Source organism: Mucilaginibacter sp. (assembly GCF_025359345.1).
In the GTDB taxonomy this organism is placed as follows: domain Bacteria; phylum Bacteroidota; class Bacteroidia; order Sphingobacteriales; family Sphingobacteriaceae; genus Mucilaginibacter.
The window spans coordinates 249,376-274,876 of the sequence record NZ_JANYGQ010000028.1; the positions used below are offsets into that span (position 1 = coordinate 249,376).

Below are 25,501 nucleotides of genomic sequence, written 5' to 3' on the forward strand. Positions count from 1 at the left end.
ACGTTAGGGACTTTCGGACTACTTAGGCTTTATTCCCTCTTAAAATTTCATCCACCATACCAAATTCTTTTGCTTCTTCGGCTATCATCCAGTAATCACGGTCTGATGCTTTATCAACTTTTTCATACGATGCCCCGCTGTGATCAGCGATGATCTGGTACAATTCTTTCTTCAATTTAGTGATCTCGTGGTATGATATTTCAATGTCTGACTGCTGGCCTTGCGCACCACCAGATGGCTGATGTATCATCACTCTTGCATGTGGTAACGCTGCCCTTTTGCCTGCAGCGCCTGCGCATAACAGCACGGCACCCATTGAGGCGGCCATACCTGTACAAATTGTTGCTACATCGTTTGATATAAATTGCATGGTGTCATATATACCCAAACCGGCGTAAACCGAGCCACCCGGCGAATTGATGTATATCTGTATATCACGTTTTGCATCAGCCGATTGAAGGAATAGCAATTGGGCTTGAATAATGTTTGCAATATTTTCATAAATCGCATCGCCAAGGAAAATGATGCGGTCCATCATTAAACGCGAAAATACGTCCATTTGGGCTACGTTAAGCTGGCGCTCTTCAATAATGTAAGGCGTCATGCCGGTTATCCCGGTTGGCATGCGGGTTGCGTCAACGCGCGAAATAAATTTATCTACAAAAAGACTGTTAATGCGGTGGTGCTTAACAGCGTATTTCCTGAATTCATTCTTATCAATATTACTGCTCATGATTTTTTTGTTAGTGTGGGGGTTTTAATCGCGATAAATATAGTTGTTACTTAAATACTTTTATTAACAGAAAGTTTTTTGAAAGTAAATTTATTTGGAAAAGTCCGAAAAGTCGGGAAAGTCCGGAAGTCCGAAAGATGATTTTCAATTGAACCAACCGTCATGCTGAACTTGTTTCGGCACCCCACATGCTAAATGATCAGCACGCTGGCAACTTGTCCAGTGAGGTGCCGAAATAAATTCGGCATGACGTCCGGGGTAGGTATCGAAAAATACAAAAGCCCGAAAGTAAAAGACAATTTCTCCTACTTTCGGACTTTACTGACTTTTCGGTCTTTCGGACTTAATTTTTATTTCCGAACTCGCTTGTAAAATCTGTATAAGAAATTTCTTTCGGTTCTAAAGTAACAACGCTTTTTATGTAGTCAAATACTCTTAATGCTTTTACATCTTCAAATATTTTGTTTGCATTTTCTTTGTTCTGCAGGTATTGTACAGCGTACTGGCTCAGCTGCTCTTCATCGATAGGCTGACCGTACATGGTAAACTGCTGGCCTAAACGTGCCTTTGCCAGTTGGAAAACGTCCTCGTATTTAATCTCAAGTTCGTTGTCTTTAATTATTTTGTTTTCAATTAAAGTCCACTTAAGGTTTTGGGCAAAATCGTTATAGCCACCTGCAAGTTCCTCGGGGGTAAGTTTTTCGTTGGTTGCCTGTAACCAGCGTTTTAAAAACTCATCGGGCAACTCAAAGGTCACCTTACCTAAACCATATTGATAAATGTCGCCCTGCAGTTTGCGTTCCGCATCCTGCTGCATCATCGTTTCAATTTCCTCGGTAATTTTAGCCCTGAACTCTTCTTCAGTTGTTACTACACCTTCACCAAATAATTTGTCAAAGAACTCCTGGTTTAAATCGCCTTCTTCCAAACGATTAACATTTTTAACAGTTAAACGGAAGTCCGATTTTAAATCTGCCGCTGTTTCTTCGTCAATTTTTAACAAGCCTGCAACTTTAGCTGCGTCGTTATCAAATGCTTTCTGAATATCAAGCGTAACCTCATCACCTTTTTTCAGGCCGATCAATGATGCTTTTACAGCTTCATCTTTTACCTGGTCCAAACGAACCGATGAGGTATTGCTGATGCCATCCTCAAAAACAGAACCATCCGGCGAAAGCTGAACTAATTCGCCATAAAGCACATCGCCATCTGCCGATACGTCAGGATTTGTCATTTTGCCATAGCCACGACGGATGTTTTTGATACGCTCTGCCAGTGTAGCCTCGTCGGCTTTAATAACATATTGGGTTAATTTATCTTTCGATGAAAAATCGATACTGAACTCAGGAGCCAGGCCAACTTCATAGTTAAATTCAAAGTTGTCGGCAAAATCCCAATTGTATTCACGCTCATCACCTCGTTTTGGCAATGGCTGGCCTAAAACTTCAAGCTTTTCGTCCTCTAAATATTTATTCAAAGTATCCGACAGCATGTTGTTTATCTCATCAACCAAAATGCTTTTGCCGTACATCCTTTTGATGTGCGATGATGGCACCATACCCGGGCGGAAGCCTGGTATTTTTGCTTTTTTAGCGTGTTCCTTAATGGCTTTCTCAACACGTGGCTGGTAGTCCTCGGGGTTGATATTGATTTTTACAACTGCATTCAGGTTATCAATTTTCTCCTGTGATATATTCATCTTTTACCGGTATTTTAATCTTTAAAGTATTTAAGCGAAGCCCCTAAATTATAGGCAAATAAAAAGCCCCTGCTTTTGGAGGGGCAAAGGTAGGAAAAAAGTATTGAAGTTCGAAAAGTCGGGAAAGTCCGAAAAGTCAGTAAAGAAGAAAAAGTTGATTAAGTGAGTGGTTGATTAGGTGAATGGTTGAGTGGCGACAGTTGTTAAACCACTCACCACTCACCATTCTCCACTCACCACTCACTCTGACTTGACAAAACTATTTGCCGTAAACTTAACCACCGTATTTTTTACCGGCTTTAATGTTTTTATATAAGCAAACATCGCGCGTAAGTCACTTTCCTTTATCCCGCTAAAGTTGTACCATGGCATAATGGTTTGGGGGTCGGTGGGCGATACTTTGGCTGCTTTTTCGCGGTCGCTAAATGTTTTAAAACGCTGTACAAAAGCATCGGCCGTCCAGTTGCCTATCCCGGTTTCTTTATCAGGAGTAATATTGGCCGACCGGACAGTATTATTCCCGATCCTGAATTCGCGCCCGCCCGCAAACTCCATACCGGCTATCATTTCTCCCTTAACGTTTTGGGTATGGCAATCCATGCACGCCGCGGCATTAACCAGGTATGCGCCGTATTTTAAAGTATCGGCCGGGTTGGGGATGGTGCCCAGGCTTGCTTTCTTAGGCATGGTATGCTATTAGGGCATAAACGTCCTCGCGGGCCAGTTTTGAATAAGATGGCCAGGGCATCAACGGAAATATGGCCACGCCGTCTTTACGTACACCAGTGGTAATGGCCCTGAAAATTTCGCCATCCGTCCAGTCTTTTAATTTATAAGGGGTAATGTTAGGTACATGTACACTACCCGGGAAACTTACTTTTTCGTCGAATACTTCACCGCCCTGGCCTAGTTTGCCGTCGAGTAACGGGCCCGCATAGCGGGAAAAATCGCGCTGGGAATGGCAATCGACACAAAGGGTAACATGGTTTGCCAGGTATTCGCCCCTCGCTACCAATTGCGCTGTGGGCGTTACATGTATGTCTTCAGGCGGACCGACATTTGGCAGGCAAAGGGTAATGTACGATATGGCAGAAACTACCACAAGTACAATTGCTATAACTAAGTATAGCAATACTTTTTTGAACTTTTTCATGATGGGTTAATTCGGTTGATTATGTTAGATTGAGTTGATTAAGTTTATTTAATTTAAATGATTGGGCTTCACTCACCTTTCACCCTCTAAATATTCAACAACTTAATCAACCGCTCTCTTAATCAACCCAATCAACTGGATCTAGTCCGCTTTTTCTACAGATGATGCACCGGATTTATCATTGTTTACAGCCGGATTGCCCTTATACTTCACGTCAGACGCGCCGCTTGAATGCACATTTAATTTATTTAGCACATTCACTTCGCTGTGGCCAACGCCCGAACTGCTAATGCTGCAGTTGCTTACTACAAAATCGAAGGCATGCAATTTGCCGCTGCCTGCCATCTCCACATCGTGGCTGGTCGCCTGCCCTTTTAAATTTATGGTGGTAACACCGCTGCCTGTCGTACGCACGTTGGCCGCATTAAGGTCCAAGGTTAATTTGGTTGCACTCGATAGGTTAAATTCAATATCCTGGGTAGTTATTTTGCCATCCGATTCAACTTCGACGGCACCCGAAGCTTTTAACTCATTCAAGCGTTTAATACCAACATACACGGTCATCTGGCCGGTGTTGCACAGGTTGCGTTTGGTGCTAATTTTCAACCTGTCGCCGCTTACTGTGGTGCGGATATATTTAAGGAGGTTATCGTCGGCAGTGATTTTTATATCAAGCGTACTATCCTGTTTTAAAATCACTTTAAAACCGCCTGATATGGTGATTTTTTCAAACCCATCCACCTTGCGGCTTTCAGATTGCTGGTGGCCCGAGCCGTGCACACAACCTAACCTGCACGAAGCCAGGCCGCCAAGCGTGATACCTGCAATTGCCAGGGCGAATAATAACTTTATTTTTTTCATGACTTTTTTAAGTTTTGGACTTATTACTGATTGGTTAAGTTACATCAAATTTAAAAAAAGCTGCCATATTTTCTACGACAGCTTTTAAATATATGCCTTGTTTTTTATTGAGGATTAAAGGTCGGCTAAGTCAAATCCTTTAGCTGTTACCTGTCCTTGTGCTTGTTTTTTTGAAGTGTGGCCGGCTACCAGGTTTTTGTGATCTACATTTTCGTCGCGGTCGCAGCTTAAAGCGTATTCAGTTACGTTACCGCTAAGGCTGGCTTTAGCATCGTCATTTACAGTTAAGCTGGCGCTGAAGGCATCGATGTTCAATTTGGCAGATGCATGGTTGTGTAAATCAACGTCAAACTCAATTTTTGAAATATCGCCGAATGATTTTACTTCTGAATTATCATAAGCTGATACGGCGCGTAAATCGTTTGCAGTAACCCACACTACCAATTTATCGGTGCTGTATGAAGCGATTCTCAATACACCGTTTTTGCTTTGTACCAAAGCACTTTGGCTGTAATATTTGTTGTAAACTTTTACCTGGTCGGCAGCGCCGTCTGATATGTAAAGCTGAACGTTGCCGCGTACTTCAATTTTGTTGATGGCGCTAACGTCGGTTAATACGGTGTAGCTGTTATCTGCGTTTTTTGCAGTTGCTGCTGAAGCTGAATTTGTTACTCCGAAGGCTAAAACTAAGGCTGCGAAGATGGTTATGATTTGAGTTTTCATGATATGTTTTATTTTGATTGTCAAGTAATTATATTTTCTAATTTCTGAATACACCAATAAGACGAACCCAAATAAAGTTCGTTACAGCAAATTGGTCCCTATTAGGTATAGAGGCGGTTTTACTCGGTAAACCGGGAAAAATAGTCGGTGAAAATGGAGGAAAAATTATTGGTGTATCGTGCACACTGTGTACTTGGGTGGATCGGGGTATTTACCGGAAAGCTGTATCTTGCAAATTATAATTATTTACCATGAAATATGTTTTAGGGGTGGATACTGGCACGGGCAGCGTGAAAGCAGTGGCGGTAAACTTGCAATGCCAATCGTTTGCTGATAACCAGTTGTATTACAGCTACAATGCACCCAAACCCGGCTATCATGAGCAGGATCCGGAACTAATTTGGGAAGCCTTCAAAGCCTGCATCGAAGGTGTTATTGCCAAAATTGGAACACCGCCTTTGGCTGTAAGCCTCAGCAGCGCTATGCACAGTTTAATTGCCGTTGATGCAGAAGGCAACGCTTTGGCCCCAATGATAACCTGGGCCGACAGCCGTAGCGCAGCTATAGCCAAACAATTAAGACAAACCGATAGGGGGATGGTCATTTATAAAGCTACCGGCACGCCGTTGCACGCCATGTCGCCGCTGTGCAAAATCATCTGGATAAGGGAAAATGACCCGGCGCTATTTAATAAAACGTATAAGTTTATTTCGATAAAAGAATATATCTGGCACAAACTATTTAACGGGTTTGAACTGGATGAATCGAACGCGTCATGCACTGGTTTGTTTGATATTGAGAAGTTTGTATGGTATGAAGATGCATTAAACCTGGCAGGGATTACCCCCAAGTCATTATCAAAAACGGTTGCTACCGATTATGCAAGAAATTACAACGGCGAAGGCAATTCCGGGTTAAAATCCTTAAAACCAAACACTCCATTCATTATCGGAGCAAGCGACGGCTGCCTTGCCAACCTGGGCAGCATGGCCGATAAAGCAGGTATAGCTGCCATTACCATTGGCACCAGCGGCGCGGTAAGGGTTGCCAGCAACAAGCCACTGCCAAACCCGGTTGCAATGACTTTTAGCTATATCCTTAACCGCGGTACCTATATCTGTGGCGGCCCAATAAATAATGGCGGCATAGCCCTGCAATGGTGGCTGAAAACCAATAACCCAAACCCAACCGACAGTGATTACGAACATTTTTTTAATCAAATAGCCGCCATTCCCGCCGGCGGCAACGGCCTGTTGTTTTTACCCTACCTGACCGGCGAACGTGCCCCGATATGGGACAACGAAAGTTGCGGCACATTTTTCAACGTAAAGCTGCAACATACCCAGGCCCATTTTTCGCGGGCGGTACTGGAAGGTATTTGTTATGCGCTGAAAGATGTTTTAGATGCCGTACAGCAAAATGCTGAACCCATTACGCAGATAAACATCAGTGGCGGCATTGTAAAATCCAACCTTTGGATCCAAACCCTGGCCGATATTACCGGCAAAAAGCTGGTCGTGGTACAAAGTGATGACGCCTCAGCAATCGGCGCGGCCTTTATGGCTTTGAAAAGCATCGGCACGATTGAAGAATATCCGACCTCAAGCCCGGGGGCGTCAAAGGCATTTGAACCGGATGCGGCCAATACTGCCAGTTATGCGGATAGTTTTGTTGTTTATAAGCAATTGTATACGGATTTGAAAGAGACGATGCACAAGGTCGCAGGGATTTTGTAGACGCGATGCTTCGCGTCTCTCGCTGAGAGGTTGTACTACTGCTAACGAATGTTACTTTTAATTTTCGTTAACCTAACGTTATCATTTCAACTTTACCATCATCCCGCCCAAATAATGCAAATCTTATTTTTAGATTTGAATGGGTAGCCGTTACATTTTAACGCAGTTCATCCAAACCAATTTAAAATAATGGTTAACACCGAACGTGAAAAATTAGTTGAAGCAATCAGTATTCCCGAAGAAATATGGGATATAATAGTTGTTGGCGGTGGCGCTACCGGGCTGGGCACGGCGCTTGATGCTGCCTCGCGTGGTTATAAAACCTTGTTACTTGAACAGGCGGACTTTGCCAAAGGAACTTCAAGCCGCAGCACCAAACTTGTTCACGGGGGCGTCCGGTACCTTGCCCAGGGAGATATCGGGTTAGTGCGTGAAGCCTTGTACGAACGTGGGTTACTACTAAAAAACGCGGCGCACCTTGTAAAAAACGAATCCTTTATCATCCCCAATTACAACTGGTGGAGCGGGCCGTTTTATACCGTAGGGCTAACCATTTATGACCTGCTGGCAGGTAAGCTCAGTTTCGGACGGTCGAAACATATCTCAAAAAAAGAAACAATCCGCAGGCTCCCCGGTATTCAGCAGAAAAATTTATATGGGGGCGTAGTATATCACGATGGACAGTTCGATGATTCGCGGCTTGCAATAAACCTTGCCCAAACTTGTCTCGAACAGGGCGCAACGGTTTTAAACTATTTCCAGGTTACGGGTTTACTTAAAGAAAATGGAAAAATGGCAGGGGTTGTTGCCAGCGATATGGAAACAAGTAAGGTCTATAACCTTAAAAGCAAAGCCGTAATTAATGCAACAGGTGTTTTTGTAGATGATTTACTTCAGAAAGACGAAGCCCATAAAAAGCCGCTGGTAAAGTCGAGCCAGGGCATTCATATTGTGGTCGACAAATCATTTATGCCCGGTGACGATGCGGTAATGATACCCAAAACCGATGACGGACGGGTGCTTTTTGTTTTGCCGTGGCACGGCAAGCTTTTGATAGGCACTACCGATACGCCACTTGATAAACACAGCCTGGAGCCGGTGGCTTTAGAGGAGGAAATAGGCTTTGTAATGCGCAATGTAGGCGAATATTTAACCCGGGTGCCCGGGCGGGAGGATGTGCGCAGTATATTTGCCGGCCTGCGCCCATTGGCGGCGCCGCAGGAAGGGTCAGCAAAAACAAAAGAAATCTCGCGCAGCCATAAACTCATTGTATCCGGATCGGGCTTAATCACCATAACGGGTGGGAAATGGACAACCTACCGGCGCATGGCGCAGGATACGGTTGACAAGGCTGTTGAAACTGCCGGCTTAAGTCCCCGCGCCAGTGTAACAACAACCTTGTCGATACACGGCAATAAAAATGATGTCGACCGTAATGACCACCTGTATGTTTATGGAACAGATAAGGATGCAGTCCTCCAGCTTATTAATGAAAATGCTGAATGGGGGAAACCGCTGCACCCGGCGCTTGAATATAAAAAGGCAGAAATGATTTGGGCTGTACGCCATGAAATGGCACGTACGGTAGAAGACGTACTGGCCCGTAGGGTAAGGGCGCTTTTCCTTGATGCACGGGTAGCCATTGAGATAGCCCCAATAGTTGCACAGCTAATAGCAGGGGAGTTGAAACAGGACGACATCTGGATAGAAAAACAGCTTGCGGCGTTTAATGAGATCGCTCGGAATTATTTATTAATTCCTTTTTAGTTGATTAATAATTATCCAAACCTATTTTGTAATTTCCCCCAACCAATTACCAACCTTCATGTAAATAGCTCAGGGGACTTTCTGCCATGAACTATGAACCATGAACTATGAACCACACGATGAACCAAGACTATATTTTGGCTTTAGACCAGGGCACCACCAGCTCGCGGGCTATAATTTTTGACCATGACGGGCAGATACGGTCCGTTGCACAAAAAGAATTTACCCAGATATTTCCACAACCGGGCTGGGTTGAGCATGACCCCAATGAAATATGGTCCACCCAGGCTGGTGTAGCTGCCGAGGCTACCACGAAAATGGGTATCAATGGTAAAAATATTAAAGCTATCGGCATCACCAACCAGCGGGAAACGACTATTCTCTGGAATCGCGAAACCGGATTGCCTGTTTACAACGCCATCGTTTGGCAGGACAGGCGGACATCCGAATATTGCGACAAACTAAAAAACGAAGGACTAACTGATATTATCCGATCCAAAACAGGACTGATAATCGACTCCTATTTTTCCGCCTCAAAAATCAACTGGATTTTAAACAACGTTGATGGCGCTAAAGAACTGGCTGAACAGGGCAAGCTTGCCTTCGGCACAGTTGATACCTGGCTGGTATGGAAATTCACCCGTGGCAGGGTACACGTTACCGATGTAACCAACGCCAGCCGCACCATGTTGTACAACATCCGTACCCAGCAGTGGGATGGCGATTTGTTAAAGATATTCGGCGTACCAGCCAGCGTGCTGCCCGAAGTAAAACAATCCAGTGAAATTTACGGCGAAACCGACACCACCATATTCGCTTCAAAAGTTCCCATCGCAGGCATAGCCGGCGATCAGCAATCCGCATTATTCGGCCAGATGTGTATTGATAAAGGCATGGTTAAAAACACCTATGGCACCGGCTGTTTTATGCTGATGAACATTGGCAGCGAGTTTATTGAATCGAAAAATAACCTGCTGACCACCGTCGCCTGGAAAATAAACGGACAAATTCAATACGCCTTCGAGGGGAGTATATTTATTGGCGGCGCCGTGGTACAATGGCTGCGCGATGGCTTGGGCGTTATCAAAACCTCGGCAGAAGTTGAACAGTTGGCATTAAGCGTAACTGACACCGGCGGCGTATATTTTGTCCCTGCTTTTGCCGGCCTGGGCGCTCCATACTGGGATCCGGATGCCCGTGGTACTATTGTGGGAATTACCCGCGGCACAACAGCGGCCCACATTGCCCGTGCCGCAACAGAGGCAATTGCCTACCAAACAGTGGACGTTTTAAAGGCGATGGAAGCCGACGCAGGCCTGTCGATAAAAGAACTAAGGGTTGATGGCGGTGCAACGGCCAATAACCTGTTAATGCAGTTTCAGGCCGATCTACTGGGTTGTAAAGTAATTAGGCCCCGCATAGTTGAAACCACGGCATTGGGTGCAGCCTACCTGGCTGGTTTGGCTGTGGGTTATTGGAACAACGTAGAAGAGATTCAGCAGCAATGGCAAACCGAGCGCGATTTTGTGCCGGTTGAAAATACAGATGCAGTGCAGCAGGCGATGGCAGGATGGAAAAGGGCTGTGGCTGCTACGCAAAGCTGGTCTGCAAAGTCATAAGTCGATAGTCTTGAGCCTTTTATAGGAGTTATTAAATAATTTTAGTTCGACTAAGGACTTTCGACTTTAGACTCAGGACTAATTAAAACCCAAAAAATATGTCACCATTTCTAGCCGAACTGATCGGCACCATGTTACTGATATTATTAGGCGATGGCGTTGTTGCCAACGTTTTATTAAACGATACCAAGGGCAACAACAGCGGCTGGATGGTAATAACCACGGCCTGGGGCCTGGCCGTTTTTGTAGGCGTAGTGGTTGCCGGGCCGTATAGCGGTGCACATTTAAACCCTGCGGTAACAATTGGGCTGGCTGTTGCCGGCAAATTTGCCTGGGCAAAAGTGGTCTCGTATATCGTGGCACAAATGCTGGGTGCATTTTTAGGCGCATTTTTGGTATGGGTAATGTACTACGACCATTTCAAGAAGACCAACAACCCCGGATTTATTCTCGCCATATTTTGTACCGGGCCCGCTATCCGTAATTATGTTTCCAATATCGCTAGCGAGATTATAGGTGCCTTTGTATTGATATTTGTTGTCTTTTACATAGCCGATGGTCAGATCATCCCAAATAAAACGCCCATAGGACTGGGCTCAGTAGGGGCGTTGCCGGTAGCATTTTTGGTATGGGTTATTGGCCTTGCGCTTGGCGGTACAACAGGTTACGCCATAAATCCAGCCCGCGATTTGGGGCCACGGATAATACATTATCTTCTCCCTATAAAAAATAAAGGTACCAGCGATTGGCAATACGCATGGATACCTATAGTTGGGCCGATTGCGGGTGCTGTTATTGCTGCAGAACTGTTTTTGCAGTTAAAATAGTCTTGGGATTAATTTTTATCTTGACTCTTGTTTCTTGGCTCTTGGTTTTTGGTTCTGACTTCGCAAAAAGCTTAATTATGTATTTATGCTGAATTAATATAATTTAGCGATATGAAGCTCACAGCCTTACGCCCTGTAATTTATTCAAAACAGGTAAAATTTACCGTCGAATTTTATATCGAAATACTTGGCTTTACCTGCAACGGGGTTACGGAAGACTGGACCTGGGCCAGCTTGTCGCGCGATGAGGTAGAGATAATGGTATCTTATCCCAACGCACATGTACCGTTTGATAAACCAACCTTTACCGGTTCTATTTATATCACTGTAGATAATGTTGACGAATTATGGGAGCAACTGAAAGTAGTTACTCATAATTGCTACGCGCTGGAGACGTTTGATTACGGCATGCGGGAATTTGCCATATATGATAACAATGGCTATTTGATACAGTTCGGGCAACCGGTGGAATAAATTCAACCTGCATATTTCTTCCGGTAATCAATTGGGGACAGGTCGGTGAATTTTCTGAAGACTTTCCTGAACGCATTGATATCATTGTAACCAGTCTCGTAAATAATCTCGTTAACTGTTTTCTTACCGGCTTCCAGGTGTTTTTTTGCAAATTCCACTTTCACCCGCTGTATATATTCGGCAACTGAATTTCCGGTACTTTTTTTGAACCGACGTTCAAATGTTCGCCTGCCAACTGAAAATCTTCCGCATACTTCATCCACAGAAAATACCATTCCCGGGTTGTTTTCGATATACTCCTGCGATTCGAGCACCAACTCGTCACCATGACGTTTCTGCCCCATAAATATTATAAATGGGTTCTGGCTTTTCCGTTCAATATCGATCTCAAACATCTTTGACGCCAGGATTGAAATCTCCTTACCTAAATGTTTTTCGAGAATATACAGCAGCAGGTTAAGATATGTATAACCACCACCGCAAGTGTAAATACCTTTTTCGTCAGTAATAATGGAGTCGTCGATAACCTTCACAGCCGGGAACATTGCTTTAAATTCATTTGTAGCTGCCCAATGAACAGCACATTTTCCATCATCAAGCAAGCCGGTTGATGCAAGATAAAACGAACCAACGCACAGGCAAACAATTTCTGCACCGTTACGATATTGCGACAGTATCCATTCTGTGTACGCGTCATTTTTTGCGATAGCCTTAACGAAGTCACCGCACAGCAGTGGTATAACTATTACATCGGTCTTTTTTACTTCACCAATGGTTTTGTCTGCCCGGATGGTATAAAGGCCATTTCCGAACTCCACACTTTTTGAAACACCCACTATCTCCACTTCATAAAACGAGGGTTTGCCCTGGTAACGCATAAAATCGTTTACCCGGTTGAATAGCTGGTGGCTGCTGTCGATGCTGGTTAGGGTTGCATCGTAAAGCGATAAGATGGAAACATGCTTCATAATTCCGGTATTGGTTACTTACAAAGGTGGAGAATTCAGTTGTCGCAATCAACAGGTAACATTGTCGTTTTTACCATTTACTGGCGAAGTACACGTACCGTAGTTTTGTATTATATTAATCATCAATTAAAACACTATAAAATGAAATCAATTGAAGTTGTTATGCTACCCGTTACTGACAGAGAAAAAGCAAAGGATTTTTATCAGAAACTCGGTTTTAAGTTAATAATGGAGGTTCCGTCGGGTCACGATGAAACGTGGACGCAAATGGGTCTTCCTGGCAGCGAAGCCACCATCTCCCTAGGAAAGTTTCATGCCATAATTTGCGAAACCGACGATATCGCGCAGGAGGTTGAAAATATCATAGCCAAAGGCATCGAGATTGGCGAAATTGATGACACTCCCTGGGGTAAGTTTGCCTGGGTAAAAGACCCTGACGGCAATGGGTTATGCCTGCATCAGAAATAAACGCCCGAAAAATTAGTCTGAACGTGTTGCCCGGTTAGCTATCAAATGCTGGCCGGGCTTTTTTTAAAATATGAAATTTATAATGGAGGGTGTTTACAGGTGTTTGCATTTTTTTGGTATTTTTTAATTATATATTATTGATAACTAAGTAAATATAAAAATATCGATGAAAAATGTGTTAATCCTCTTTTTCTTAAAATTTTGTAAGTGAATTGAATTTTCGATAAAAACGTTTGGAATATCTAATTATTTTCTAAATTTGAGTAATTGATTACGTAATTTATTACTTATGAATATTTATGAAAAAACCGGCAAGATGGCACTAGGCAGCAGGCTGCGCCGGTTAGGAGAATTATTCGCCGAGCAATCTGCACAGATATATCCCGTATATGGCATTGAAATACAGCCGAAATGGTTCCCTGTGTATTATGCGCTATCTAATGGCGAGGAAAAATCCATTACCGAAATAGCTGTGGAAATTGGTCATTCGCACCCATCGGTAAGTACTATTGTAAAGGAAATGATGAAAAAAGGGTTTGCAGTGGCGACCGCGGCAAAGGGCGATGGCCGGAAAAATTTTGTGAAACTCAGTGAAAAAGGATTAAGCGTTAACGGACGGATACAAGCACAATACGCCGATGTAAATGCCGCCATTGAAAGCGCCTTCGCCGAAACGCAATATAATTTGTGGAAAGCACTTGAAGAGTGGGAGTTTTTATTGGAGCAAAAAAGCTTAATGAGAAGGGTAGAAGAGCAGCGCAAATTTCGCGAAGGTAAAGAGGTGCAGATTGTGCCCTACCAGCCTGAATACAAGGCTGCTTTTAAAAAACTAAATGAGGACTGGATAACCCAATATTTCAAGATGGAAGATTTCGATTATAAATACCTCGACCATCCGCAGGAAAATATTTTAAACAAAGGCGGTCATATTTTTATGGCAATATACAAGGGTGAGCCGGTGGGTACTTGTGCCATTGTCAAAATGGATGACACTAAATTTGAACTGGCTAAGATGGGAGTCGCCCCCGCAGCTAAAGGCATAGGTATTGGCTATCTTTTAGGGCAGGCCTGCGCTCAAAAAGCAAAGGAAGTAGGCGCAACGAAGCTTTACCTGGAAACGAACACTTTATTAAAACCGGCCATAAGCCTATATCATAAGCTTGGTTTTAAAAAAATAACCGGTCCGCCATCACCGTACGAGCGGAGTAATATACAAATGGAAATGATTTTATAAGTGGTTACTTTCACGATCGTCATTGGAGGAACGATCCGCCAGCTGGCGGACTGCATATGCAAATCAAAGAAGAATAAACTAACTGGTGACCTAAAGCAGCGTTTAGGTCACCACATTATTAAGGTTCATGAATGTCCTCCGTAAAGATGGCTTCGTTGTTCGCCATGACGGTCTATTTTGATGTTATTGCTTCCGCTGTGCTTTCTCCCAAACCGCGCTTTGCTTCGTAGTAAAATACCGGATAATCCCCATCAGCACAGCATAATTCATTACACAAAAATAGTAGGGCACAAACAGCGCTTTAATGCGAATCTGCCGTTTCTCCATAATAAAACCGAGGAACGCCAGGAAATAAAACAAAATTTGTGCTACAAATATGCTGTTGTATAAAAAGGTGCGGGGCAAAAACGCATTTAGCACAAATATCAGTATCAGCAGGAAGGGGGTAACCGTCCACCTCAATACACGATGGCTGACATACTGAAAGGACAGCACTGGGAATTTAAAGGGATTAAACAATTGTGGCAGCCGTAGTATAGACTGTATCCCGCCCGCAGCTATCCTTATTTTACGTTTCAACTCTTCCGATACATTTTCTGATGCGTTTTCAATCGCGTAAGCCTCGGGTTCGTAAACTATACGGTAACCTTTGGCAGCTATCAGCATCGATATCATAAAGTCATCCAGTACCGTATCAGCAGGCACGTCCTGGTAAAGCGATTTGCGTACGCTGAATAGTTCGCCCGCAGCGCCCACCACCGAGTAAAGCTCCGAATCCCATTTTTTTAATGCTGATTCATATTTCCAATAAAAGCCCTCGCCGGCGGCGCTGGCATCTGCGTTTTCATCCATTTGTACCCGCTTTTCGCCGGCAACGCAGCCCACGGTTTTATCGGCGTAGTGCCGGCAAATATTAATGATGGCGTCGGCGTTTAAAAATGTATTGGCATCGGTAAACACGGCAATCTTAGTTGTTACATATTCCATTGCGCGGTGTACGGCAGCAATTTTGCCTGCGCGCCGTGGCTGGTGCAAAAGCTGTACCTGCGGATATGTTGAAATAATTTCAGGTGTCTTATCCGACGAACCATCAGTAACAAACAGCAGTTTTAGTTTTCCTTCGGGATAGTTAAGCTTTAAACAGTTGGCGATTTTATCCTCCATGTAGCTTTCCTCGTTATAAGCGGCAACCACAAGGGTACAATCTGGTAACGTGGCATTATCGGTAACGGGGATTAAGGGCCTGCCTTTTACGGCCCGCTTTATCTTGATTAAGAAATATAGAAAAATACCATACCCGGCAAAGGTGTAAAAAACAATAAAAAAACTGAGCCAGAAGATAATGATCATGATATGGTTTTAATGGGATAGCCCAGGTTTTTACTGTTTTTGCCATGAGTGAAATTCCACCACGTAGCCTTTAGCAGCATTGATATAAAATTAAAGTTTTTATCTTTTATATACGATAAAATATTGCGAGGGACTACTAACAAAACAAAGTAAGGATAAAAAACAAGTTTGCTAACAAAAGGGGCATTGCGCCTGATAAACAATATGCGGTTGCGGTTCATAAAGTATTCTTTAAGCTTGCTTTTTTTGCCTACCGATACCGATTCTTTGTGGTAAATAAGGGCCTCGGTACAAACCCAGGCTTCATATCCTGCCCGCTTAATATGCTCGCACCAGTCAACCTCTTCATAATATAAAAAGAAGTTCTCGCTCATCAGTCCCGCCTTTGCAATGGCGTCTTTGCGTATCATCATAGCAGCGCCGTGGCAATACGCAGTAGGAGCGGTGATGTTATTATATTGGCCGGTATCCTTTTCGCGCAGACCTATGCAGCTATTTCGGCAGGTATAATAGTTCATTTGGGTATAACCAGCATATTGAATCAAATTTTTATCGCTGTAATATTTTATCATGGGCGATATCATGCCGGCTTCCGGCTTTGAATCCATTACCGCAACCAATTTCTCAATTAATCTGGCGGTAAACTCGGTATCGTTATTTACCAAAAAAAGGTAATCGCCCGTAGCTTCTTTTATACCCAGGTTATTACCCCCCGCAAAACCCAGGTTTTCTTCGGATCGGATAAACTTAACCTGTGAGTAATTGGCCTGCCAGTTGTTTATGGATATTACTTTGCTGCCATTATCAACTACGATAATTTCCAGGTTCTGATAAGTAGCCGGGATTGATCGTAACAGTTCTTCAGTAACCTTAGGCTGGTTAAAATTTACAGTAATAATAGAGACCTTCTTCATCCTGGTTTAACAGAATTATTCTTTTGAAGCCCTGTCCAGGCATTTTTGAAGCACAACTGCAAATTCTTTATCATTGGGTGGGGCAAATATGGTGTTGTGTTCGCCGGGTATATCATGTATGTTTACACCTTTAAGGGCAAATTTCTTCCATCCCATAAATTCATAATCATCCATGTAAAAAGTGCGTTTTTTAGCTCTGAAAAGGTCCACGGTAATTTCCAGTGGTTTCTGGAAATAATTGCGTTTTGCCTTTGCGCTTGCCTCATCAATCTCGTTATCATAGGCGAAAAAGCCTTTCTGATTTTCGGTATTGCCCGTTATTTTCCACCATGCGCGTATGATGCGGCGGCGTATCAGTTCGCTTTTATATTTAAATATGCCTTTAGGATCTTCCGCCATCAATGCAAAACTGTTAAACAGCTTCATAAACCCAAGCCGTACGCGGTTAAAGGTTCGTTTTACCGGCGGATCAAATATGTCAGTCTGCTTGGCGTAAGTATCAAACACGGCCAGCATTTTCACTTCTTTGCCGGCAGCTAATAGTTGGTGGGCCATCTCGTAAGCTATAGTGCCACCGAGCGAGTACCCTGCCAATGCATACGGCCCGGTTGGATTTTGGGCCACAATCTCGGCAATATAATTAGCTGCAATTTCTTCCATTACATCCAATGGTTCATCAATTCCGTTCAAGCCGCGGGCCTGCAAGCCAAACACAGGCTGGTCGTCGTCCATGTTCATTGCTAATGCATTAAACAATAATACATTTAAGCCTGCGCCATGCACAATGTACAAAGGCATTTTTGTGCCGTTGGGCTTTATATGAACCAGCGAGTCCCAGGTAATAGATTTTGAATCGATGTTCAGCATCAGCGACAGTTTCTCGATGGTTGAATGCTCAAACAATGTAGCAAGCGGCAAGCGCTTGCCGGTGAGTTTTTCAATCCGAGCCATTATCTGTACGGCCACCAATGAACGTCCACCGAGCTCGAAAAAGTTATCGTAAATACTGATCTTCTCAAGCCCCATCAATTCCTGCCAAATCTCAGCAACCTGATTTTCAATTTCAGTGCGTGGTGCAACGTATTCACCGAGCCGGGCAATAGTGTTGTAGTCGGGTTTAGGCAGTGCTTTCCGGTCTATCTTGCCGTTTGGCGTAATAGGGATGGCCGTCATCACCACAAAATCATCGGGCACCATGTATTCGGGCAGCACAGCCAGTAGAGCTTGCTGCCAGTTATGGATTTTCTTTTTTAAGTCTGTATCGCTGCCTTCTTCCTCTAATACCAAGTAACCCACCAAACGCGGGTCGCCGGGGATGTCTTCGCGGGCTATAACAACGGCTTGTTTTATGTCATCCTCTTTAACAAGGGCGTGTTCAATTTCTTCCAACTCTATGCGGTAACCGCGTACTTTCACCTGGTGGTCCATACGGCCGAGGCAAACAATGTCGCCATCTTCCTTATATCGTCCCAAATCCCCGGTCCGGTACATTTTGTCGCCCGGTTTGCCCGAAAACGGATTGTCGATAAACCTTTCGGCTGTAAGTTCAGGACGGTTCAGATAGCCCGCAGCAACGCCATCGCCACCAATAATAATCTCGCCTATCGAGCCATCAGTAAGATTATTTAAATTTTCATCAACAATATATACCTGCGTATTGTCAATAGGTTTACCTATTGTTATATCGTTGTCGCTTTCAATAAGCTTTATAGTACTCCATATGGTGGTTTCAGTAGGGCCGTACATATTCCACAGCTGGCTCGTGCGTACAGTTAACTTCCCAACCAAATCTTTTGGCAACGCCTCGCCACCGCAAAGAATTTTTAGCGGCAGTAGTTTTTCCCAGCCGGCTTCCAGCATCATGCGCCAGGTATAAGGCGTAGCCTGCATAAAGGTTATGCCGTCGTTTTTTACCATGTCAAACAAAATGCGGCCATCTTTTGCAGTATCCGAGTTTGTCAGGGTTATTTCGGCGCCGCAAATAAGCGGCAGGTAAAGCTCAAGACCGGCAATATCAAATGATATAGTAGTAACGGTTAGTATTTTGTCAGAGGCAGTCATTGCCGGCTCTTTTTGCATGCTTAGCAAAAAATTCACCAGGTTAAAGTGTCTTATCTGTACGCCTTTTGGTTTACCCGTCGAACCTGATGTGTAAAGCACATAGGCCAGGTCATCCCCGGTTATTTCAACACGTGGTTCATCGCCGGTGTAGCTTCCAAATTTTTCAAGTGCATCTTCAATCAATATTTCCGAAGCGGTTGACGCAAAATGGTTATGATATTTTTTTGAGGTGATTAATATTTTAGCTGAAGAGTCATCCAGCATAAATTCAACCCTGTCTTTTGGATATTCAGGATCGAGGGGGATATAAGCCGCGCCCGATTTTAAAATAGCTAATAGCGAGATAATCATCTCCGGTGAGCGGTCAAGGGCCAGACCAATAATATCGCCGGATTTTATTCCATTATCGATAAGTATTTTGGCCAGTTTGTTTGAGCTTTCGTAAACCTCTTTATAAGTAAGGTTACGGCCATGGAACTTAATGGCAACCTTATTTGCATATTTTTTAGCGCACTCATTAACAAAATGCGGCAGCGCTTTTTCCCGGGGGTATTCTGCAACGGTATCGTTATAGCTGTTCGTATTTTCTAAATGTACAGGGGCACTCATTTCTTAAAATAATAGCTGGTTTAATTTATAACCAATATTTCTGCTTAAATATAGAATTTTACTTTAAAAGTAACCAGAATATTACAATCAGGAATACTTATTTAGCGCTGTGTGTATGTGGTGTGTGTATAAATTTCTTATTAGCACCCTTTAACTTAAATAATAACAACAGCATCGTAAAAAATATTACCGGTATGCGTATTAATGCACCAAAAAAATCCTTGTTATAAAAGCTTACCGGTATCGCTATTAAAATGCCTGTGTAGCAGCAAACAGTTGCAATAAGCCAAAGGTGCCAGTCTGGCCCGATACCGGGCAATAGAAAAGACACCAGCAGCATAAAGGGCATCAACCCAAGCATTAACACACGCGGTAAAATAGACAATTGGTACACTTCGTTCAAATAATCAAATTTGCCTTTAAACAATGCCGAAAATGCGGTGCTGCCATATTTTTTGAGCAGGTTAAATTGCGCTGAAAGCCAGCGGCGCCTTTGCTTCTTAAATACTTCCTTGTTGCTTACCTTTTCGTCGTATATCAGTGCCTTATCAGCATAAGCAACACCAATTCTATCATTTGTTAGCAACAGTCCCATTTCTTTGTCAAAGCCGCCTACCGCATCAATACGCATCATCACATCGGTAAACGTTTTATAGTCCAAAGCCATGCCAGAACCGATAATTGCTGCAGAAAGATTGAAAACCCGCTGAGATTTCCGAAAAATGTGGTTATTTACCTCTTCGCTGATGGCATCAAGCACTGCTACAGAGGTATTTGTGTTTTTGGCAACCCGGTGCCCCTGTATAACTTTTTCCCCACTTTGCAGGTAATTGTTTATCTGGTATAGAAAATCGGGGGCCGCAACGTTGTCTATATCAAACACAATTGCCGCGTCAAAACCGGCTTCGGTATTCTCAATGGCTCTATGCAATGCCTTTGATTTGGTGCTGCTTTCAAATACAACCTCCAGCACCTGCAGGGGCATTTGTTTTAGTTTGGCAATAGTAGCCGGCTGTAGCGAATCGGCTATTACGCAGATATGGAATTTATCTTTAGGATAATCAAGGGTAACGGCATTGGCAGCTGAGTTTAATATGATCTCATCTTCTTTGTACGAACAGATGTAGATTACAAATTTTGCAAGCCTATCACTTTTTGTCGGTACTTTTACCGGTACCAGTTTACCAGCCACCGAAAAAATAAACAAGTACAGGCTGTAAATACCGAGGTATACAAAAAGTACACTTGTAATAATTGCTGCTATAAGCCTAATGATTTCCATATGTTATGCTTTATACGCAAATTTTGCGCAAACGATTGCTTTTTATGTAATTTTTTCCGGAGACACACTTAAATACCATGTTTTTTATCAAAATTGATTTGCAAAAGGCTTTTTATTTCATCTATACGATGTTCCCATGTATTATCTGCAGCCATTTCCAGGCGTCTTTTCTGCAGTTCAGGCGTGTCATTTAAAGCCATTTTAATAGCAGCCGAAAATTCTTTGGCATTGGTACAGTAGGGTACGGTATCGGCAGTAAAATCTTTCAAATCAGGGTTAAAATCAGTTGAAACCACAGGTCGACCCGAACCCAGATATTCAAAAAGCTTTAGCGGAAATATATCGCTGCTTACCTCATCTTTTTTAAAGGGGATTATTGCTACATCGAAACCCTTTAACACCGCGGGTAACTCATCATACGGTACCGGGCCTGTCAAAAAAAGGTTTGGTGCCTTATATTCCTCTTCTTTTATGTAGTAACGGTCGATAGGCCCTGTCATCACAAAACTCTTGTCGCGGTTGGCTTTAAAAAGCTCCTGCATCAAATCGTAATCTATCCGCCGTTCAATAGCGCCAAAATAGCCGATAATAGGTTTGGGTATGCCTTCTAATATTTTTGATTCTGCCAAATCGGGATCAAGAGTTTTTGAACTGTGGCTGATGTTGGCTGCGTTGGGTACAAAATAAGCATTTGGGTTTAATAAAGCTTTCTTATTGCGCAGTTCCTTGCTGGTGCAAATCACCATGTCCACATTTTTCACCAGGATATCTTCGGATATTAAGCCATGTTTGGTTTGATAAGGCTCAATAATAGGGTCCACACAGTGGTAAACGCTTAACGTTGGATTTAACAGCTTGTGCAGCGTCGGCAGCGTGAAATTGTATGAATTTATGTAGATATAGTCGGTGATCTTCAAGTTCTCGATCACCTTCTTTACCCGCGAGCCAACTATCCATTCATTTAAATTCAAAGCCATCCGGTATATTTTGCCCTCGGGCAGCATATTGATAGACGGGACAGGAGGGGAGATGATGATTTTTAAGTTCGGATTATCAGTTTCTATAATGCTGTTCTTAGCCGAAAAGAAATGTGGCCTCCGACTTTTAAAGCCGGGCGTATTCTTAAACTGTAAATAGTCGCGCCAGGTGTACGGCCTGTCAACATAGTAAACAAAGTTGTCCTTTGCCAAGAGTTTAGCCATGGTATAATTGGTGGATTCCAATTTACCATCAAACTGCATTTGCGAGAAGATGATTATATTTTTCTTTTGAAGGCTCATGTAAAAATCAGGGGTGTTTTTTAAGAGAATCAAGAAATTAAGAACCAGGAGTCAAGATAGCTATATTTAAGATTTCAATTTAAAAGATAAATCATTTTTTAACGAACAATTCCTTTTTTTCCTGGTGCCTGGTTCTTGACTCTATTTTCTTTTTCTATACTTATCAACCAGCTCAATCACCAGGTGTTTAGTTTCAACAAAGCCCATTTTTATAATGCCAAACATGGTAAAGTTTAAATATTTACGCAATACCCAATACCCATAAATTACGCCTGACAAAAAGGTAAATATAGAAGCAATAGCGACACCATACAGATTATGGAATATGGCAATTCCGGCAAAATCGCCCGCGATGTTTACAATCAGCATAATAACCACTTTGGTCATATTAATATGGGGCTTATTCAGCATGTCCAGCGTTATGCCAAAAAAACGGTCAACCGGCATTAACAGGGCAAAGCACATAAATATGCGGAAAACGTTTGAGGCATAAGTATTTGCATACTGATGGCCGCCTAAAATGTCGATCACAAGGTCGGCAAAAATAAACGACCCAAGTGTTACCGGTACTATCAGCCAGGTTAATATGCCTGCATATTTTTTGAGTATATAGGTAAGCTGTTTTTTATCGTCGTGGTTTACAGCAGTCGACATAGCGGGAAGCGCTGTCGCTACAAAACTCCTTAGCGGTATTTCAATTACCTCCATCAGCCTTTGCGGCAGGTAATAAATACCTACCACTGTGGCATCGGTAAACATAAAGTTGATAATATAGGTGTCCGAACTTCTCAGCAGGTACGAGCTAACTGAAGTGCCCACACTGTATTTGCCAAAATTGGCGAGCTGCCTGACGCTCTCTTTTGTCTTATACTTTATTGCCCCAATTTTTGTCCAACCCCTTACTATGGCAAACAGGCTGGTTATCATAGCGGTTGAACAATAGGCAATAATGATGACCGGAAACGTTGTACGGTGGATGAAGATTAAGAAAAGGATTAATATCAAATAACACCCCTGCCACATCAGCTGCAATAAAAATATTCGATCGAAACGTTCTTCGGCTTGTAGTATCCACAATGCTACGCTCGATGGCAGAGTACTGAAGAATATAACCGCGAACCATTTAATAGTAAGTTCGGTTGTTGCGTGACCATGATAAAAAAGAAACGCTAAAAGGCTTATAAGGCCCAGTATGCTGGTTAATATAAAGGCAATGTACCATGTTGAGCCGGCTACTTCCTTTGCTTTGTCCTCGTCGGCGCCCGAGTAAAATTTAACCAGCGATGTTTGCAAAAAGCCGCTCCTGAACAGGTTGGCCAGTGTAAATGTGGTTAAAAAAATAATCCAGTGGCTAAAGTCTGGCTTAGTCATGTACCTGGCAAGCAGACCTACGGTAACCATACCGACAACCGGCATTACTGCATTACTTGCTAACGAAAGGGTATGTTTGTTTAATAATTTCTCAAATACCGCCATTATATTTTTTCCCAGCTGTTGGTTTCAGAATTGTATCTTTTTATCACGCGGGCGGGGTTACCCACGGCAACAGAAAATTGGGGTATATCTTTTGTTACTACACTGCCTGCACCAATAACAGCATGTTTGCCTATGGTTACACCAGCGGTTATTACACAGTTTGCGCCAATCCAAACATCGTCGGCAATGGTAATTTGTTTGGTTACCACTTTTTGGATGCGGGGAGGCATAGTTACATCCTCGTAACCATGGTTAAGGCCCGATATTACTATGTTTTGGGCAAGCATTACATAATTACCAATAGTTACAGGGCCTATAATCACATTGCTTAAGCCAATGCCGCAATTATTGCCGATAATAACATCGCCAACGCCATTGTTTATAGTAGCAAAATCTTCAATTATACAGTTATTGCCTATTTCAAATTTATTAAAAGGGAACAGGTCCATCCGGCTGTTAAATCTTATCACCGTGTTTGTGCCACGCTTGTGTACAAACGGGTTAACAACCAGGCGTGTCCATAACCTTGGCTTCGACTGGCCGCTGGGTATTAGCATCCAATGCGCTATTTTTTTAAGCTTCGGATTCGATTTTATACTCGATAGTAAGGACATCCCTTTTGTTTTTTTTGCTTATGATTTTAGCTGCGACAACCGGTCTTGGCCAGTTTTTTTGTTTATCCAACCGCATGGTTACGTTTATTATAGCCATTGCCAGGTAAAACAAAATATTAGTGGGGTATTGTACGAATGCCTGCTGCGGAAAGTTACCAATATCAAGCGCGAAAATTATAAGCACCATGGCCATACAGTAGGTTTTCAGTTCAGGGTCTTTGATAATATAATAGTAATAAATTCCTCTTTGCAATATAATAAAGTTGAATGCGCAAAATAGTAGCAGCCCAATCCAACCGGTTTCGACAGCAACCCTTACGTACCCGCTATCTGGCGGAAATTTAGCCAGGAATGAGTTTGGTGCAAAACGCTGCCCCCAAATACCAACCGATCCCAAACCGCCACCAATAGGGTGCGAAAGGATATATGGCTGGATACGGCGCTGATTTTCGGCACGTACGTTATACGAGGCGTCTTTTGAAGGGTTAAACGCAGTTTGAAAACGCACCAGGCTGGGGTTTGAAGTTGGTACTTTAATTAATACCACCAAAATAAATCCGGCGATAAGCACAGCTACCAAAATTCTGCGATTAAATTTCAATATGGCCAGCATACCAATAGCAGCCGGGATTAAAACATATGCTGCCCTGGTACCCGAGTAGAGCATTACCGTCAAAAAAAAGCATATCAGGCCAACCAATACGCTCTTTTTAAATGGCCTGATGTCGGCAAAAAGAAGTCCGAGGCATAGTATTGAAGCGGCCACCATGTTATAGGCAAATGTAACCGGGTCTGAAAATATGCCGAACTTACGCATGTGCCCGTAAATAAAAAGCAGGTTCAACCTAAGCGGATCGGAGTTTAGCCACCTGGATTCAAAGCCAAAAAAGCCAATGTTTTCCTGTACAAACGCGGCCAGCCCGCAGATGAACTCCAATATCAGCCAAACCTTAAACAGTAGCTTGATATAGTCCTTTGTGCGTATCTGGAATACAAATACAAAGTACAGCAACATTAAAAATGCTACAGTGCGAACGGTGTAAACCCAGGCCAACACTGATGCCGCGGCGGGGTTGATTGCTTCAAGCAGGTTGTAAATTAACCAGGCCAGTATAAAATAGCTAATTGGATCGCTAAAATAGGCCCAGTTTCTTTCGTGTTTTTGTTTGATAAAAAAGCCCAGGATAAGCATATAGGTTAGGGCGTCCATTACCAACCCAACCGGCGTGTCTGGGGGCACCAGGCTTAAAATAAACTGGTAATTAATAAAAAAAGCTGCTATTATAAAAAGAATGATGCCAAATTTAGGGTAGTTAATAACCCCATAGACCAATGGCAGCCCAATCATGAGTATAAGGATGAGCACACCGGCTACCATCCCCTGTTTGGCTATTGCAAAACTTATAAACAATGAACCCAGTAACAGAAAAACGATGACTACAGGCTTTGAAAATTTATGGATAACAATATTTTCCCAAATTGTTTTTTTAGGTACACTATCTCTTATCCGGTCATCAGTCATCTATCGTTGGCAGTAATAAATATTAAAGAAACAAGATTTTAATTACCCAAACAAACACACTCAAAAAAGCAACAACTACTGCTGCGTAATAGCATTTCCTTTCTAACGGGCTTAGCTTATTTAATGGGGTA

The 25,501-nt window shown here is 43.0% G+C and carries 22 protein-coding genes; 7 read left to right on the forward strand and 15 right to left on the reverse strand.

The window, feature by feature from the left end:
• Positions 1 to 22: 22 nt before the first annotated feature.
• The 6 genes from Q0R52_RS19545 to Q0R52_RS19570 form a co-directional block, all read right to left on the reverse strand.
• Positions 23 to 733 (reverse strand): ATP-dependent Clp protease proteolytic subunit, encoded by a 711-nt coding sequence (locus Q0R52_RS19545; RefSeq protein WP_295797320.1) that lies wholly within the window; start codon positions 731 to 733, stop codon positions 23 to 25.
• 343 nt (positions 734 to 1,076) lie between these two features.
• A complete protein-coding gene (gene tig / locus Q0R52_RS19550; protein ID WP_295797322.1) occupies positions 1,077 to 2,432 on the reverse strand; it encodes a trigger factor in 1,356 nt (451 codons plus the stop codon).
• 240 nt (positions 2,433 to 2,672) lie between these two features.
• Positions 2,673 to 3,119, reverse strand: coding sequence for a c-type cytochrome (locus tag Q0R52_RS19555; protein ID WP_295797325.1), 447 nt, complete (start codon positions 3,117 to 3,119; stop codon positions 2,673 to 2,675).
• On the reverse strand, positions 3,112 to 3,585 hold the full coding sequence (locus Q0R52_RS19560; RefSeq protein ID WP_295797327.1) for a hypothetical protein: 474 nt from the start codon (positions 3,583 to 3,585) through the stop codon (positions 3,112 to 3,114). The genes Q0R52_RS19555 and Q0R52_RS19560 overlap by 8 nt, the downstream gene beginning before the upstream one ends.
• Positions 3,586 to 3,726: 141 nt before the next feature.
• Positions 3,727 to 4,446: a head GIN domain-containing protein gene (locus Q0R52_RS19565; protein WP_295797329.1), complete on the reverse strand. Its 720-nt coding sequence runs from the start codon at positions 4,444 to 4,446 to the stop codon at positions 3,727 to 3,729.
• Between the two features lie 114 nt (positions 4,447 to 4,560).
• Positions 4,561 to 5,169, reverse strand: coding sequence for a DUF2807 domain-containing protein (locus Q0R52_RS19570; RefSeq protein WP_295797331.1), 609 nt, complete (start codon positions 5,167 to 5,169; stop codon positions 4,561 to 4,563).
• Between the two features lie 251 nt (positions 5,170 to 5,420).
• On the opposite strand from Q0R52_RS19570, the gene Q0R52_RS19575 reads away from it, so the two are divergent.
• The 5 genes from Q0R52_RS19575 to Q0R52_RS19595 all read left to right on the forward strand — a co-directional run bounded on the left by Q0R52_RS19575 (position 5,421) and on the right by Q0R52_RS19595 (position 11,592).
• Positions 5,421 to 6,905 (forward strand): gluconokinase, encoded by a 1,485-nt coding sequence (locus Q0R52_RS19575; RefSeq protein WP_295797333.1) that lies wholly within the window; start codon positions 5,421 to 5,423, stop codon positions 6,903 to 6,905.
• Positions 6,906 to 7,094: 189 nt separating this feature from the next.
• Positions 7,095 to 8,672 (forward strand): glycerol-3-phosphate dehydrogenase/oxidase, encoded by a 1,578-nt coding sequence (locus Q0R52_RS19580; protein WP_295797335.1) that lies wholly within the window; start codon positions 7,095 to 7,097, stop codon positions 8,670 to 8,672.
• 119 nt (positions 8,673 to 8,791) lie between these two features.
• Positions 8,792 to 10,291 (forward strand): glycerol kinase GlpK, encoded by a 1,500-nt coding sequence (gene glpK, locus Q0R52_RS19585; protein WP_295797338.1) that lies wholly within the window; start codon positions 8,792 to 8,794, stop codon positions 10,289 to 10,291.
• 98 nt (positions 10,292 to 10,389) lie between these two features.
• Positions 10,390 to 11,118: an MIP/aquaporin family protein gene (locus tag Q0R52_RS19590; protein WP_295797340.1), complete on the forward strand. Its 729-nt coding sequence runs from the start codon at positions 10,390 to 10,392 to the stop codon at positions 11,116 to 11,118.
• A 111-nt stretch (positions 11,119 to 11,229) separates the two neighbouring features.
• Positions 11,230 to 11,592, forward strand: coding sequence for a VOC family protein (locus Q0R52_RS19595; RefSeq protein ID WP_295797343.1), 363 nt, complete (start codon positions 11,230 to 11,232; stop codon positions 11,590 to 11,592).
• A 2-nt stretch (positions 11,593 to 11,594) separates the two neighbouring features.
• Here Q0R52_RS19595 and Q0R52_RS19600 read toward each other — a convergent pair whose 3' ends face one another.
• Positions 11,595 to 12,560, reverse strand: a complete 966-nt coding sequence (locus Q0R52_RS19600; RefSeq protein WP_295797344.1) for a helix-turn-helix domain-containing protein — start codon at positions 12,558 to 12,560, stop codon at positions 11,595 to 11,597.
• A gap of 141 nt (positions 12,561 to 12,701) precedes the next feature.
• On the opposite strand from Q0R52_RS19600, the gene Q0R52_RS19605 reads away from it, so the two are divergent.
• Together Q0R52_RS19605 and Q0R52_RS19610 are read left to right on the forward strand one after the other, a co-directional pair.
• Positions 12,702 to 13,028: a VOC family protein gene (locus tag Q0R52_RS19605; protein WP_295797346.1), complete on the forward strand. Its 327-nt coding sequence runs from the start codon at positions 12,702 to 12,704 to the stop codon at positions 13,026 to 13,028.
• A gap of 289 nt (positions 13,029 to 13,317) precedes the next feature.
• Entirely contained in the window at positions 13,318 to 14,262 is a 945-nt protein-coding gene (locus Q0R52_RS19610; RefSeq protein WP_295797348.1) for a GNAT family N-acetyltransferase, read from the forward strand.
• A 183-nt stretch (positions 14,263 to 14,445) separates the two neighbouring features.
• Here Q0R52_RS19610 and Q0R52_RS19615 read toward each other — a convergent pair whose 3' ends face one another.
• The 8 genes from Q0R52_RS19615 to Q0R52_RS19650 form a co-directional block, all read right to left on the reverse strand.
• Entirely contained in the window at positions 14,446 to 15,612 is a 1,167-nt protein-coding gene (locus tag Q0R52_RS19615) for a glycosyltransferase family 2 protein (RefSeq protein ID WP_295797350.1), read from the reverse strand.
• Positions 15,609 to 16,526 carry a glycosyltransferase family 2 protein gene (locus Q0R52_RS19620; RefSeq protein ID WP_295797353.1) on the reverse strand — a complete coding sequence of 306 codons (918 nt, stop codon included), beginning with the start codon at positions 16,524 to 16,526 and terminating at the stop codon, positions 15,609 to 15,611. Before Q0R52_RS19620 ends, Q0R52_RS19615 begins: the two co-directional genes overlap by 4 nt.
• Before the next feature lie 15 nt (positions 16,527 to 16,541).
• Entirely contained in the window at positions 16,542 to 19,196 is a 2,655-nt protein-coding gene (locus Q0R52_RS19625) for an amino acid adenylation domain-containing protein (protein WP_295797355.1), read from the reverse strand.
• 97 nt (positions 19,197 to 19,293) lie between these two features.
• A complete protein-coding gene (locus tag Q0R52_RS19630) occupies positions 19,294 to 20,478 on the reverse strand; it encodes a glycosyltransferase family 2 protein (RefSeq protein ID WP_295797358.1) in 1,185 nt (394 codons plus the stop codon).
• A 68-nt stretch (positions 20,479 to 20,546) separates the two neighbouring features.
• Complete coding sequence (locus Q0R52_RS19635; RefSeq protein ID WP_295797359.1) at positions 20,547 to 21,758, reverse strand: glycosyltransferase; 1,212 nt, start codon at positions 21,756 to 21,758, stop codon at positions 20,547 to 20,549.
• A 141-nt stretch (positions 21,759 to 21,899) separates the two neighbouring features.
• Positions 21,900 to 23,234, reverse strand: coding sequence for an oligosaccharide flippase family protein (locus Q0R52_RS19640; RefSeq protein WP_295797362.1), 1,335 nt, complete (start codon positions 23,232 to 23,234; stop codon positions 21,900 to 21,902).
• A complete protein-coding gene (locus tag Q0R52_RS19645; protein ID WP_295797365.1) occupies positions 23,234 to 23,848 on the reverse strand; it encodes an acyltransferase in 615 nt (204 codons plus the stop codon). Before Q0R52_RS19645 ends, Q0R52_RS19640 begins: the two co-directional genes overlap by 1 nt.
• Complete coding sequence (locus tag Q0R52_RS19650; RefSeq protein WP_295797368.1) at positions 23,808 to 25,370, reverse strand: O-antigen ligase family protein; 1,563 nt, start codon at positions 25,368 to 25,370, stop codon at positions 23,808 to 23,810. Before Q0R52_RS19650 ends, Q0R52_RS19645 begins: the two co-directional genes overlap by 41 nt.
• Positions 25,371 to 25,501 lie beyond the last annotated feature (131 nt).

Excerpts from the sequence above, each read along its gene's own strand:
- Q0R52_RS19545 (WP_295797320.1), bottom strand. The coding sequence starts at position 733 with ATGAGCAGTAATATTGATAAGAATGAATTCAGGAAATACGCTGTTAAG.
- tig (WP_295797322.1), bottom strand. The coding sequence starts at position 2,432 with ATGAATATATCACAGGAGAAAATTGATAACCTGAATGCAGTTGTAAAA.
- Q0R52_RS19555 (WP_295797325.1), bottom strand. The coding sequence starts at position 3,119 with ATGCCTAAGAAAGCAAGCCTGGGCACCATCCCCAACCCGGCCGATACT.
- Q0R52_RS19560 (WP_295797327.1), bottom strand. The coding sequence starts at position 3,585 with ATGAAAAAGTTCAAAAAAGTATTGCTATACTTAGTTATAGCAATTGTA.
- Q0R52_RS19565 (WP_295797329.1), bottom strand. The coding sequence starts at position 4,446 with ATGAAAAAAATAAAGTTATTATTCGCCCTGGCAATTGCAGGTATCACG.
- Q0R52_RS19570 (WP_295797331.1), bottom strand. The coding sequence starts at position 5,169 with ATGAAAACTCAAATCATAACCATCTTCGCAGCCTTAGTTTTAGCCTTC.
- Q0R52_RS19575 (WP_295797333.1), top strand. The coding sequence starts at position 5,421 with ATGAAATATGTTTTAGGGGTGGATACTGGCACGGGCAGCGTGAAAGCA.
- Q0R52_RS19580 (WP_295797335.1), top strand. The coding sequence starts at position 7,095 with ATGGTTAACACCGAACGTGAAAAATTAGTTGAAGCAATCAGTATTCCC.
- glpK (WP_295797338.1), top strand. The coding sequence starts at position 8,792 with ATGAACCAAGACTATATTTTGGCTTTAGACCAGGGCACCACCAGCTCG.
- Q0R52_RS19590 (WP_295797340.1), top strand. The coding sequence starts at position 10,390 with ATGTCACCATTTCTAGCCGAACTGATCGGCACCATGTTACTGATATTA.
- Q0R52_RS19595 (WP_295797343.1), top strand. The coding sequence starts at position 11,230 with ATGAAGCTCACAGCCTTACGCCCTGTAATTTATTCAAAACAGGTAAAA.
- Q0R52_RS19600 (WP_295797344.1), bottom strand. The coding sequence starts at position 12,560 with ATGAAGCATGTTTCCATCTTATCGCTTTACGATGCAACCCTAACCAGC.
- Q0R52_RS19605 (WP_295797346.1), top strand. The coding sequence starts at position 12,702 with ATGAAATCAATTGAAGTTGTTATGCTACCCGTTACTGACAGAGAAAAA.
- Q0R52_RS19610 (WP_295797348.1), top strand. The coding sequence starts at position 13,318 with ATGAATATTTATGAAAAAACCGGCAAGATGGCACTAGGCAGCAGGCTG.
- Q0R52_RS19615 (WP_295797350.1), bottom strand. The coding sequence starts at position 15,612 with ATGATCATTATCTTCTGGCTCAGTTTTTTTATTGTTTTTTACACCTTT.
- Q0R52_RS19620 (WP_295797353.1), bottom strand. The coding sequence starts at position 16,526 with ATGAAGAAGGTCTCTATTATTACTGTAAATTTTAACCAGCCTAAGGTT.
- Q0R52_RS19625 (WP_295797355.1), bottom strand. The coding sequence starts at position 19,196 with ATGAGTGCCCCTGTACATTTAGAAAATACGAACAGCTATAACGATACC.
- Q0R52_RS19630 (WP_295797358.1), bottom strand. The coding sequence starts at position 20,478 with ATGGAAATCATTAGGCTTATAGCAGCAATTATTACAAGTGTACTTTTT.
- Q0R52_RS19635 (WP_295797359.1), bottom strand. The coding sequence starts at position 21,758 with ATGAGCCTTCAAAAGAAAAATATAATCATCTTCTCGCAAATGCAGTTT.
- Q0R52_RS19640 (WP_295797362.1), bottom strand. The coding sequence starts at position 23,234 with ATGGCGGTATTTGAGAAATTATTAAACAAACATACCCTTTCGTTAGCA.
- Q0R52_RS19645 (WP_295797365.1), bottom strand. The coding sequence starts at position 23,848 with ATGTCCTTACTATCGAGTATAAAATCGAATCCGAAGCTTAAAAAAATA.
- Q0R52_RS19650 (WP_295797368.1), bottom strand. The coding sequence starts at position 25,370 with ATGACTGATGACCGGATAAGAGATAGTGTACCTAAAAAAACAATTTGG.